At 38.6% G+C, this 12,944-nt stretch carries 9 protein-coding genes; 7 read left to right on the top strand and 2 right to left on the bottom strand.

What is annotated here, in order from left to right; genetic code table 11:
* The 7 genes from QUH73_RS16835 (at position 1) to QUH73_RS16805 (ending at position 10,213) form a co-directional block, all read left to right on the top strand.
* Entirely contained in the window at positions 1 to 1,953 is a 1,953-nt protein-coding gene (locus QUH73_RS16835; protein WP_289531605.1) for a heparinase II/III family protein, read from the top strand.
* A gap of 55 nt (positions 1,954 to 2,008) precedes the next feature.
* Positions 2,009 to 3,622 carry a family 20 glycosylhydrolase gene (locus tag QUH73_RS16830; protein ID WP_289531604.1) on the top strand — a complete coding sequence of 538 codons (1,614 nt, stop codon included), beginning with the start codon at positions 2,009 to 2,011 and terminating at the stop codon, positions 3,620 to 3,622.
* Between the two features lie 10 nt (positions 3,623 to 3,632).
* A complete protein-coding gene (locus QUH73_RS16825) occupies positions 3,633 to 4,478 on the top strand; it encodes a sialate O-acetylesterase (protein ID WP_289531603.1) in 846 nt (281 codons plus the stop codon).
* 64 nt (positions 4,479 to 4,542) lie between these two features.
* The gene (locus QUH73_RS16820; protein ID WP_289531602.1) at positions 4,543 to 6,018 is read left to right on the top strand and encodes a sodium:solute symporter family protein; all 1,476 of its coding nucleotides are present in this window, start codon (positions 4,543 to 4,545) and stop codon (positions 6,016 to 6,018) included.
* Positions 6,019 to 6,081: 63 nt separating this feature from the next.
* Positions 6,082 to 7,275: an N-acetylglucosamine-6-phosphate deacetylase gene (locus QUH73_RS16815; protein WP_289531601.1), complete on the top strand. Its 1,194-nt coding sequence runs from the start codon at positions 6,082 to 6,084 to the stop codon at positions 7,273 to 7,275.
* 159 nt (positions 7,276 to 7,434) lie between these two features.
* Positions 7,435 to 8,559 carry an acyltransferase family protein gene (locus tag QUH73_RS16810; protein ID WP_289531600.1) on the top strand — a complete coding sequence of 375 codons (1,125 nt, stop codon included), beginning with the start codon at positions 7,435 to 7,437 and terminating at the stop codon, positions 8,557 to 8,559.
* A 49-nt stretch (positions 8,560 to 8,608) separates the two neighbouring features.
* A complete protein-coding gene (locus tag QUH73_RS16805) occupies positions 8,609 to 10,213 on the top strand; it encodes a beta-N-acetylhexosaminidase (protein WP_289531599.1) in 1,605 nt (534 codons plus the stop codon).
* A 312-nt stretch (positions 10,214 to 10,525) separates the two neighbouring features.
* Here QUH73_RS16805 and QUH73_RS16800 read toward each other — a convergent pair whose 3' ends face one another.
* Both QUH73_RS16800 and QUH73_RS16795 read right to left on the bottom strand, forming a co-directional pair.
* On the bottom strand, positions 10,526 to 11,959 hold the full coding sequence (locus tag QUH73_RS16800) for an OmpA family protein (RefSeq protein ID WP_289531598.1): 1,434 nt from the start codon (positions 11,957 to 11,959) through the stop codon (positions 10,526 to 10,528).
* Between the two features lie 68 nt (positions 11,960 to 12,027).
* Positions 12,028 to 12,944 (bottom strand): T9SS type A sorting domain-containing protein (locus QUH73_RS16795; protein ID WP_289531597.1); only part of this gene is annotated, 917 nt, incomplete at its 5' end.

Raw genomic sequence — 12,944 nt, 5'->3', positions numbered from 1 at the left:
ATGGGCTCAGACAGACGGATATTTTTGAAAAAATTGGTAGCTGGAAGTGCTGGTATTCTAGTGACTACTACTGCTTTTAGTGAAATTTTTCTTAATTCACCCTTACGTAGCAACAAGTATTCTATCGGGAACAACAAGATTATTTTTCCGTTTTTCAAATACCTGAAAGCGTATAATTTAGGAAATTACCTTCCCAAAGATCAGGGAGGAAAGTTCATTCAAATGGAACTATTCAATTCGGAAGACGATCACATAATTGTTGAATCCATAAGAAATGGATTGCTGCAAAAAATATATGGTGATCCAATTGGATGGGGAGAACTGGAAAAAACAGAGCTGGAAAAAAGCGTTTGGCTGAACCGCTTTTATTATTTGCCATCCTTTGCCCGTCTCTATTACCTTTCAGGCGATAAAAGTTATCTGAATGATATGATGACGCTGATTCGTCTTTGGATACACGATAATCCCAGAGTAACAGATTCGCCAATATCAAAATACAACTGGTATGATATGCAGGTAGCCTGGCGTTCCATTCACCTTTCGTGGTGTTTCTTCTTATGCAGTCATGGATTGACTGAAGATGACAAAACGCTCATTTTCGAAAGTTTGAAAGAACATTCGGAAGTACTTGTAAATGGGTTTGGCCGGCAAAAACTAAATGAATTCAATCATCAGGCTCATGGCGCATTGGCCATGGTTTATTTAGGCATTCTTTTTCCTACGCTTCCTAAAGCTGAGGAACTCAGAGATGATGGTCTACGAATACTGGAACATCACATTAATAATTCTTTTTACAAGGATGGAGGAAATGTAGAGCAAATGTTTGGGTACTACCCTTTTGAAACATCTATTTTTAGGGACACCTATTTGCTTTGTCGTGAAAATGAGATAAAACTTCCTAAAAATATTAAACCTCTTTTGCAAAAGATGGCAAATTATCTTTTAGAAGTTGCACAACCTGATGGTACTATGCCCCCAATAAACGATTCATATCCTATGCCGGTGAATCCAACTTTGGATACAGTTCATGAGATATTAGATTCAAGCAAATTGGAAATGAAAGTTCCAGGATCACACTATCTGCCTGATAGCCATATTGGTGTTATGCGCACAAACAGTTCCGAATTTAAACCTTGGTATTTGTTAGCCAATCCAGCCATGACTATCGGTGCACACGCTCATGCCGGACGATTGGGTTTTAATTTATGGTATGGAAAACAACCGGTTGTTATCGACAGCGGTTGTTGTAACTACGATGACCCTCTGCTGGTAAAATGGTATCGGACGTCACAGGCTCATAATACGGTTATTATTGATGGAAAAAGTGACGAGGCTACTTCCGGCGATCGCCAATGGGCAGGAAAACGGCAATCGGATAACCGAATTACTGATTGGATAGAAAAACCAGATTATAGTTTGGTTCGAATGATTTCTCCGAATACAGAAAAGGCAAATGCTTCCGTGAACTGGATTCGAAATCTGGCTTTAATCAAAAACAACTATCTACTTATTTATGACTACTTCGACACAACGAACAAGCATGATTACGAAATCCTGCTTCATTTGCCTTTGGAAGAATTTGAGGTGAATAATTTGGAAAAAACGTTGCTGCTGAAAGTTGACTCCCCTGTCGCTTTCATTCCGGCAGATCCCTCAATTTGCAACGAATTGAAAATGGGTAAAGGATTTGTCAACATAAATGGGAAAAACAAGTTGGCTCCAGTTGCTTCTTACCATATCACAGGAAAGGAAACTCACTCAGTTCTTATGGCAGCCCCGGTTGGTAATTCTGCTTCCGAAATGAAAATTTCACAGGAAATCTTCACTGATGGTATCGTCGTAGTCGTAGAACATTTATCAGGTAAAAAGGATACCATTTTATTCCGTAAACCGGGATCAGAATCTTTTAGGTATCACAATTATAAAACGACGAATTGGATGGCAGTTTATTAAAATGAATGCAACTTGAAAACATCTTAAAATATCATTTCGAATAAATAAATCGCTCATGAAATCATTAAAGAATAAATCACATACAATTATCAATTTATCAGCATTGGTAACGATTATCATTTTGTTTTTTGGAAGCATAATCTCTACAACAAATGCCCAGTCTCTTAAAAATGAAGAGAAAACAGCAGCTTTTAAACCTTTTCCGGTAAGAGGATTTCATATCGATCTTCGGATTCAGGTAATGACTATGCCGGCATTGAAGAATTTTGCCAAAGAATTATCTGATTTTGGGATCAATACACTCATTATGGAATGGGAAGCTTCTTATCCCTACGAAAAACATCAGACTATTTCAAACAAATATGCATACTCCCGATCTGAAGTAAAAGAGTTTGTAAGCTATTGCGACAGTTTAGGCATTGATGTCATCCCGCTTCAACAGTGTTTTGGTCATGTGGAATACATTTTACGCCACAGCAGGTACAGTGAGCTTCGCGAATCAAAGAAAGATCCCTCTCAGGTTTGTCCATTAAAAATAGAGGCAGACAAAGAATTGTTTACCGATCTTTTTGCAGATATGGCTTCTTTACACAATTCAAAATACATCCATATCGGAGGTGACGAAACCCGTTTACTGGGACATTGCAGCATTTGCAAAGAAAAAGTTGCAAAAGATGGCACCTCTGCACTTTTCGCTGATTATCTAAGTGCAATTTGCAATATTGTTGTTAAAATGGGAAAAGTTCCGGTATTATGGTCTGACATTGTGCTGAAATACCCGCAAGTAGTGAATCAGCTTCCCAAAGAAACAGTTTATGTTGATTGGAACTACGGTTGGAAAATTAACCACTTTGGAGATATCGGCAAGTTACTCGAAAAGGGTTTGAATTTTTGGGGAGCTCCGGCCATCCGAAGTCATCCGGACAATTGGTACACCACTGACTGGCAAAAGCATTTTAACAACCAGCGCGAATTTATTCCATATGCCCGTCAGGCCGGATACAAAGGGACAGTGATGACATCGTGGTCAACTTCAGGCGTTTATGGCTTTACATGGGATACCAATTACGAAATGATCGATATGACTGCCATTCGCAATGTTTATCCATTGTCCGGCTTCCGGATTTTAATTGCGGCATACGCACAATCCTTAAGGCAGGCAGAATCTCTCGATCCAGAAGCTTTTGTTGTGAAATATGCACAGGATCGCTTTAGTTTAACATCTTCGGATGGAAAAAAACTTTGGAAAATCATGAAAGCATCTCCACAAACAGTCGATCTGAACAGTAATTCTGGTTTGGATGAATTGGAAACCATCAGGCAAAGTGTGAATGAAGCTAAAAAACTGATGGCTTTGCTGAAACCAAAAGCCCATAAACAAGAGTTTGAACATTTAAGACTTATGCTTGATCTGCGGGTTTATTACCTTGACTTTAAAAAGGTGGAATCGATTTATGAATCCGACCAATACACACTGGAAAAGGCGAAAAAAATACTTCCTGAATTAAAAAAGATGCTTGTTGAATCAGAAAAATTAAACAACCGATTTACAGAGCTGAACAAAGGCTTCCTGCATCCTGATGAAATAAAGGAACAAAACTTCATCCGAAACCAAAAGTTGAAAAACATCTACACCATCGTTAGAAACTGTACTGAAAAAAATAATTAAGCATTTGAGTATGAAAAAATACATTTTGTTGCCTTTTATTGGTTTGATATTTTGGATGAATGGAACAGCTCAGTGTAAACCGGAACATTTCCCCAAAAAGATAGAATATCCAAAACAAATTCCGAATCACGAGCATTTTTGGATTTTTATTATGGCAGGGCAATCGAACATGGCCGGACGAGGTACTGTCGAGCCACAAGATACATTACCCAATCCTCGGATACTGACTGTTGACCTGAACAATGACTGGGTAGTTGCCAAAGAGCCATTACACAATTATCAACCCAAACTTACGGGTTTGGATTGTGGAATTTCATTTGCCCGTGAATTAATAAAAAGTGTAGGTGATTCCATAACCATTGGACTGGTTCCTTGTGCCGTTGGAGGCAGCCCTATTGAATCATGGATGAGTGATTCTGTATTTAACGGCGTTCAACTATTCAGCAATTTCAAAGAGAAAACCGGTATGGCCATGAAGTATGGAAAAATCAAAGGAATTCTTTGGCATCAGGGAGAAAGCGATGCTTTCCCCGAAAAGATACCAGTTTACAAGCACAAACTTAAAGCGGTAATGACAGAAATGCGGAAATTTATAGGAATTGATTCATTGCCAATTATTATGGGAGAGCTGGGCTCATATACCCGTCCTGAAAACCGACAGGAAAACTGGAATGCGGTTAATGTTATTATTAGGTCAGTATCACAAGATCTTTCCAATTGCTATGTGGTTCCAACCAACGATTTAACCCCCAAACCCGACTATATTCATTTCGATTCCCAATCGCAGCGGATTTTAGGAAAAAGGTATGCTGAAAAATTTATTTCTATCAATCTAATTAACCAAAAGAGGAAATGAAAAAGTTACATGTAAAAGAAGATAAAGCCTTAAGATCTCACATAAAAACAGAAAGGATAGCATTATGCAATTAATTGACTGGATTGTTCTGTCCATGTATTTTTTAGTATTGGTTGCTATTGGCCTTAACGCCTTCAGAAAAGTAAAGAATTCGGCTGATTTCTTCACTGCTGGTGGGAAACTTCCTTGGTGGCTGTCTGGTGTCTCCCATCACGTTTCCGGATATAGTGGAGCCGTATTTGTTGCCTATGCCGGAATTGCCTATACCAATGGGTTTTCTTTATACATTTGGTGGGCCTGTGGAGTTGGTTTAGCAACTTTACTGGCAGCCTTATGGATTGCCCCACGTTGGGCGAAACTAAGGATCAAAACTGGAATTCAATCTCCTACAGAATATTTATTGGCAAGATACAATCTAACTACTCAGCAAATTATCGCCTGGAGTGGAGCCATCATCAAGGTATTTGATGTAGGCGGAAAGCTGGCTGCAATTGCAGTCCTGCTGAATATTTTTACAGGCAGCTCACTAACATTGGGTATTTTGATGGCAGGTGGTGTTTCTCTTTTGTACATCACGATTGGTGGATTATGGGCTGATGTATGGAATGATTTTGCCCAGTTTGTAATTCAGTTATTTGCCGGCATAACCATGTTTGTGATGATTTTAATGAAATTGGGAGATGGAGTTTCAGGCATATTCACTCTTTGGGATAGATTACCGGAAACGAATTCCCATCTCTTTAACGATCCCTACACCCCGGCATTTGCGCTTGGTATGCTGTTCATCAATTTTTTTAGTTACAGTGGGGGAACCTGGAACTTAGCAACACGGTTTATTTCATCTTCATCCGGCTCTGAAGCTCGAAAAGCAGGAATTTTATCCTCCATCCTTTATTTCATATGGCCACTCTTTCTTTTATTTCCAATGTTTGCAGCCCCTATCTTTTTTAAGGATTTGGCTGATCCGACATTGTCTTACGGTATGATGGCAATCAAATTTCTGCCAGCTGGATTGTTAGGATTGGTATTGGCTTCGATGTTTGCAAACACGCTGTCAATGACCGCTTCCGATTCCAACACAGTATCGGCAGTAATTACCCGCGATATTTTACCTGTCGTTTTTCATCGAATCAGGAAATTTACACCGAAGCAGACCTTGGTCTTGGCGCGGCTAACCACTTTTTCATTTACCGTACTCACCATCATTGTAGCCATTAATTCACGACATTTTGGCGGTGTATTTGGACTGATCGTCTCGTGGTTTGCTTCTTTGCTGGGACCAATTGCTATTCCTATGATTCTGGGGTTATTACCTATGTTTAAACGGTGTGGAAGCAAAGCTGCCTTAGTATCTATTTTCGGTGGATTATTGGCTTTTGCTATCACTAAAATTATCCCTGATTTTAGTCTTGCCACCGAGGTAGCGGCTCCAATGCTCACTTCGCTGATACTGTACATCCTTACAGGATACCTGATTAAAAACCAAGAGTCGGTTGAAGTAAATACTTTGTTGGCCTCTCTTAATGAGAAAGCAAATTGAAATGAATATTTAAAATAGTAATGTCTTGTCTTTTGAATTTAATGAATATTTAAAACGATAACAATGCATGTAGAAGGATTGGATTATCAAAGCGGAAAACCAATACGACTTGGAATAAAAGACGGTAAAATAGCGGATGTTGTTTATCTTCCTAAAGCAAAAAAGTATCTTCCTGTTATTGCACCCGGATTGGTCGATTTACAGGTGAATGGTTATGGTGGTGTTGATTTCAATACCACCCAATTAATGGCATCTGATGTAAACCGCGTAGTACAAATGCTCGCTAAACAAGGAGTCACCACTTTCTTTCCAACACTGATTACGAATACTGATGATTCTATTAGGAAGGCTCTTGCAACTATTGTTTTGGCCTGCAAGACTTATCCAGAAGCAGCAAGTGCCATTGGTGGAATTCACTTAGAAGGTCCATTCATTTCGAAAGAAGATGGTGCTCGTGGTGCACACGATCCTCAACTGGTGCAAAAGCCTGATTGGGAATTGTTTCAACAATGGCAAACTATTGCTGAAGAAAAAATCAAGATTATCACTCTTTCACCGGAATGGACCGGAAGCGATGAGTTTATTGCACGTTGTACTAAAAGCGGAGTTATCGTTTCCATCGGACACACCGCTGCCACACCGGAACAAATTGACAGAGCCGTAAAAGCAGGCGGACGATTGTCAACGCACTTGGGTAACGGCACTCATTTGATGTTACCCCGACATCCCAACTACATTTGGGAACAGTTGGCACAGGATAAACTTTGGACCTCGGTTATTGCAGATGGCTTTCACTTGCCAGACTCATTTTTGAAAATCATTTTTAAAGTAAAATCAGAAACTGCAATCTTAATCAGTGACTGTACCTATTTTGCAGGTTTAAATCCAGGAACTTATAATAGTCATATTGGCGGAGAAGTGATGTTAAGCCCGGAAGGACGCCTAAGTTTGGCTAATCAACCGAACTTACTGGCAGGCTCTGCCCAGTCGCTGCTATGGTGTGTCAATCAAGTGGTCAGGAAGAATTTACTATCACTGAAAGATGCATGGAACAAAGCATCGCTCAAACCTCTGGAAGTATTGACGGGAAAATCCCAATCGGTTTTTAAGGCAGGCGAACCGGCCAATTTGGTTCTGTTTGAACAAAAGCAAACTGAAATAAATATCTTACAAACCATTCTGTCCGGGGAAATTGTATACCTGCATTCTGATGATTACAAGAATGATTTTGCTTCATTTTCTTCATGGGGAAGCTAGTATTAAATCATAAAACAAATTGAAAACAACTATTCGGAATGAACAAGACAAAATCGCCTCATGGCTATTCATAGGAAACAAACTGACAGATCAATCTGAGAACGAGATGCCATCTACATCATTGATATTCAACAATACACGTTTTAAACATTGATTGTTATGAAACAAACAAATAATGCTCCAAAACAACAACGATTACGTTCCCTTGATGCACTGCGTGGATTCGACATGTTTTGGATTATAGGTGGACAACGGATTATCCTAGCCTTGGCAGCACTTACCGGATGGCCTCTTTTTAAATGGCTCCACTCTCAGATGAATCATGTAAAATGGGAAGGCTTTGCCTTTTACGACTTAATTTTCCCGCTTTTTCTTTTTCTAGCAGGTGTTTCAATGCCCTTTTCTTTTGGAAAAAGATTATCGAATGGTGACTCTAAAGCAAGCATTTACAATCATGCATTTACACGCATGATAACATTGATCATTTTGGGAATGTTGTACAACCGCATTCTCAATTTCGATGAGGAACACCTTCGTTTTGCCAGTGTTCTTGGACGAATTGGCATTGCCTGGTTTCTGGCTGCTATCATTTTTCTGAATACTTCATTGCACTGGCAGATTGTATGGTTTTGGGGATTATTGATTAGCTATTATTTATTGATGCAATTCGTTCCTGTTCCCGGTTTTGGTGCCGGTGTCCTAACTCTCGAAGGCAATTTATCCGGTTATATTGATCGCTTGTTATTACCTGGTACACTGCATCTAAAAGTAATGGAACCCGAAGGTATTCTAAGTACTATTCCATCCATTGGAACAGCTATGCTGGGTGTCTTTGCAGGGACTTTTCTTCATTCTCAAAAAGTGAATTTTAGTAAAATACAGAAAGGATTGATAATAATCTTTGCGGGACTCGTATCACTTGCTGTTGGTAAACTCTGGGGGCTCTTCTTCCCCATCATCAAAAACCTGTGGACAAGCTCCTTTACTCTCTATGCCGGAGGATGGAGCCTACTTTTATTAGGTATTTTTTATCTCATTATAGATGTGTGGGGATTCAAAAAATGGGCCTTTTTCTTTGTTGTAATCGGCCTGAATCCCATTACCATTTACATAGTACAATACAAAATAATTAATTTCAATACTATGCGTGATTTTTTCTTTGGAGGATTCATGCGTATTGCTCCGGAATCAGTGGTTCCCCTTATTGGATCCATTGGTTATACAGCCGGAGTATGGATGTTCTTGTATATCCTCTATCGAAAAAAAATATTTCTGAAAGTATAAGAAAAAAAATCGGTCAGCATTTATTAAAAAACACTAAAACGAAATTCTCATGCAACTATCCAAATTTATTATCTCATTAATTTTAATCTCTGGGGTTGGAATATCAGCGCAGGCCGACATTCATATTATCCCTCGCCCTGAGAAAGTTGAGATCAAGAAAGGGACTTATAAACTCACAGCCAAAACGGTCGTAATTTCCAATGAACCGACCCAAAAAGAAGCAAACTATTTATCCGAAATATTGGAAAAAGCTTATGGAATAAAACCTGAAGTTCGGGCTAAAGGCGAAGGCATTAAATTGGTAATTGACCCTCTGTTGAAAAATGAATTAGGTGAAGAAGGCTATCGCTTACTGGTTCAATCCAAGAGCATTACCATCGAAGGAGGAACCAATACCGGTGTTTTTTATGGCATACAATCTTTGCGGCAATTGTTACCACCCGAGTTTGAGTTTAATCCTGATAAAAAGAAAACAGCTGTTATACCGCTTGTACTTATTACCGATAAACCCCGGTTTCCCTGGCGGGCTTTCATGCTTGATGAATCGCGTCATTTTAAAGGAATGAAAGCAGTAAAGAACCTGCTTGATCAGATGGCTTTATTAAAAATGAATATATTTCACTGGCATTTAACGGATGATCAGGGCTGGCGCATTGAAATCAAAAAATACCCGCTTCTCACTTCCATTGGCAGTTTTCGAAAAGATACACAAGCAGCCCGACGAAGTGAGAAACGGGAAGGCATTCCTCATGATGGTTTCTATACACAGGAGCAAATCAAGGAAATTATTGCTTATGCTTCGGAAAGGCATATTCAAATCGTTCCCGAGATTGAGATGCCAGGTCATGCAATGGCTGCCATAGCTGCTTATCCATGGCTGGGAGTACTTGGCACAACAACCGAAGTACCTGTAACTTTTGGCAAAATGGATGATTCATTCAATGTTGCTGATCCTAAAGTATACCACTTTTTGGAGGAAATTCTTACCGAAGTATTGGCGCTTTTCCCAAGTAAGGTGGTACATATCGGAGGAGATGAGGTAACGTTCGAGACTTGGAAGAACTCTGCGATGATGCAAGCCTTGATAAAGAAAGAAGGGTTAAGTTCCCCTGCCGATCTTCAGATATATTTCACAAACCGTATTTCCCAGTTTGTGGATAGTTCTGGCCACCGTATGATGGGCTGGAATGAGATTCTTGGCGACAATGTGCACGAATGGCAAGATGATGCAAACGTGCAGGTTAAACAAACACTAGCGAAATCAGCTATTATTCAGTTCTGGAAGGGAAATCTTGAATTGATAAACAAAGCGGTTTCGAATGGATATAAAGTGGTAAATTCCTACCATGCCCAAACCTATCTCGATTATAATTACAAAACAATTCCCTTGACTAAAGCCTATTCATTCGATCCAATCCCCGAAGGTCTGGATCCAAAATATGATTCCAAAATTCTAGGACTGGGATGTCAGATGTGGAGTGAGTGGATTCCAACCGTCCAGAAAATGAATTTACAGATATTTCCAAGACTGGCTGCATATGCCGAAGTTGGCTGGACACGCAAAGCAAAAAAGGATTACTCTAAGTTTTTAGGTTCATTGTCCAAATTGGAAAAAAGATGGGATTTGCTTGGAATAAACTACCATAAGGATTAATTAAACGGCATTTATGCAATGATCTTGATTGGGAAAAAGATTGATCGCAAATGATGAAGCACTATTGAAAAAAGAACAAGAGTTCCCTTCGTGGAAATTATGCCAATGCCAGCAACTTCAGAAGATATTAATTTTGTGATTCTAATCTAGGAAGAGAGTTTCATTCATTTGAAACTCTCTTTTTTTTGAGCATATTTTAAAATATTGAAAAAGGGACAAGAAGGATCCATTTGGGATTCTTAACGTGCTCATAACGAAAACAAAAAAGAGAGGCATAATCCCTCTCTCTCCTGATTATACAACAAAACCTCATTATTTAGAGATAACCTTTATTTCCACTCTTCTATTTTTCGCTCTGTTTTCTTCGGATGTATTTTCAAAAAGAGGTTCATTTAAACCCCTGCTTTCTATTTCCATTTGAAAAGGGCGAACACCCAACTCAATTAATTTAGACTTTACATATTCTGCTCTTTTGAAACCAACTATCATATTTGTTTCATAATCTGCGATATTACATGTGTGTCCAATTATTTGCAACTGTATTTCCTGATTTGCTCTCAAGAGATTACTCAAGATCTGAAAATTACTATCCTCCTCTTTTATAAGTTCTATTGAATTAAAACTAAACTCCAGACTCATAGAATCTGATATTTGTCTTGCCTTTTCAATTGGTGTTTCTTCTTTATTAACTGAGGTTTTAATTTCTGATTTTGCTGGTTCAATATCTAATTCTTCTTTTACCGAACCTGTTGGCAGCAACGAACCGGAATATTCTGCTGTTTGTACATCGTTTATTGATCCTTCTTTTGCTGGTTCAATACCTAATTCTTTTTTTACCGAACCTGCTGGCAGCAATGAACCGGAATATTCTGCTGTTTGTACATCGTTTATTGATCCTGTTTTCTTGCTAATTCTGCGCCTTACCTTATTTATTCGGAAACGGACTCCAACTTTAAGTCCAAATGCCAACAGATTAACCTTAGAAACCTGATCTGATGCTAAGATTCCATTGTAGACCCCGTCTGGCTGATAAACTATTTTTTTCTCAGGACTTATTAAATTATTAAGACCATAATTACAATAACATCCTGCATACACATCTATTTTCTCAGATACATGATAAAACCCATCCAATTCTGCAATCGCAGAATAAGATGGATTTAAAGATATGTCGCCTTTGTATTTAGTTGTAATCGAACCTAAACCATGTTGTGGCAAATCGTATAACTCTACATTCCACTGACTGTAATAGGCAGTGGTTACCATTTCACCTCCTGTTGTTTCATAAGTGGCCTGTGTAGGAATAGATATTTGAGCCCCTAACCCAGCTAAAATCCCAAACTTTTTTCCTAACATCTTTTGATACTGTAAGGATAACGGAATGTCAACAAAAAAGACATCTTGTTTTTCCTGCCAGTTATCAAACCTGTTACGAAACTCATACGAATCGCCATCAGAATCAATTTCATTGGTACTCGACTGATAATTTAAGATTGCCTCAGTTCGACACTTCTGAATTCCAATACCTGTCTGCACTCCCCAATGTGAATTTAAAAAATAGCTGTAAGACAGATGGAAGCCATATCCAAACTGTCTTTTTGCTTTCCCATTTTGAAGAGAATATTGCATGCTATGCAGTCCACCACTCATATCAAGTGATAAAAACTGATCTGTTTTCTGGGCTTGAACTGATCCAAAAACAAAGAGGGAAAATCCAATTAGAACCTGTATTTTATATTTTTTCATTGATTGATTTCTTGAGTTTTCACGAATACTGTTGATTGTAATTTTTTTCTCATGATAAAATACACCTGCTATTTTTGAATAAGAATTTTAAATGAATACTTAGATCCCGTCTCAGTAGTGACATGTCCAACATAAACTCCTTTTTTCAATTGAAGCAGTAATACATTTTCTTTTATCACATCTTCAGTATAGAATACTTTTGCTCCAAACGAATTGAATATTGACAATTGACTTCCCAGTACTTCATCTTCTTCAAAACCATTCATACGAACAGTACATTTACCATTACTGCTTACCGGATTAGGATATACACTAATTGATTTATTTAATGGAATATTGAATTCCTTTGAGCAGGTTGTCAAATGCTGTCCGTCAATAGTTATTAGATCCAAAGAATACGAACCAACCAGACCATCAGGATCATTATAGAATTGATTAACAGCACCCGGAATCGCAACTCCATCTTTATACCATTGATAAGCTGCAAATCGTTCACTGCTGTTGTCGCACAGTACCACATCATCATACTTCGAAATAATATATTCTGCTGATACATTTACGATAAACTGAAATTTATAAGTCACAGACTCTACCCCAAAGTTATTTCTCAATTGTAGATTCCCTTCATACAAACCATCCGGAACCCCAACAGGAACTGCAAATCGAAACACTCCTGAATCCGATAAAATATCAGTATAATCTATATCATGAAATCCCGCAGCACTCGCTGATTCTTCGAATGTGATCTTATATTGACTTGGATTTCCAATTAAATCGGTATATGCGAGTTCAACATCAGTATCATCACAAAGACTCAATGGATTATCAACATCATTTACTAGATCTAAAGTGATTTCACTTGATTCGGAATCATCAATTACGCCATCACCGTTGGTATCTCCGGCTATTTCCGGATCAGTAATCACACCATCTCCATCGGTATCTCCGGCAAGTTCAGAATCATCAATTGTTCCATTGCCGTCAG

This window comes from Labilibaculum sp. K2S (assembly GCF_030372765.1).
Lineage (GTDB): Bacteria > Bacteroidota > Bacteroidia > Bacteroidales > Marinifilaceae > Labilibaculum.
Note: the sequence above shows the minus strand (reverse complement) of the source record. Positions and strands in the feature narration are given on the sequence as shown.

What these genes read in the sequence shown, in the direction of transcription:
- QUH73_RS16820 (WP_289531602.1), top strand. Translation starts at nt 4,543, where the DNA reads ATGCAATTAATTGACTGGATTGTTCTGTCCATGTATTTTTTAGTATTG.
- QUH73_RS16815 (WP_289531601.1), top strand. Translation starts at nt 6,082, where the DNA reads ATGCATGTAGAAGGATTGGATTATCAAAGCGGAAAACCAATACGACTT.
- QUH73_RS16800 (WP_289531598.1), bottom strand. Translation starts at nt 11,959, where the DNA reads ATGAAAAAATATAAAATACAGGTTCTAATTGGATTTTCCCTCTTTGTT.
- QUH73_RS16830 (WP_289531604.1), top strand. Translation starts at nt 2,009, where the DNA reads ATGAAATCATTAAAGAATAAATCACATACAATTATCAATTTATCAGCA.
- QUH73_RS16835 (WP_289531605.1), top strand. Translation starts at nt 1, where the DNA reads ATGGGCTCAGACAGACGGATATTTTTGAAAAAATTGGTAGCTGGAAGT.
- QUH73_RS16825 (WP_289531603.1), top strand. Translation starts at nt 3,633, where the DNA reads ATGAAAAAATACATTTTGTTGCCTTTTATTGGTTTGATATTTTGGATG.
- QUH73_RS16810 (WP_289531600.1), top strand. Translation starts at nt 7,435, where the DNA reads ATGAAACAAACAAATAATGCTCCAAAACAACAACGATTACGTTCCCTT.
- QUH73_RS16805 (WP_289531599.1), top strand. Translation starts at nt 8,609, where the DNA reads ATGCAACTATCCAAATTTATTATCTCATTAATTTTAATCTCTGGGGTT.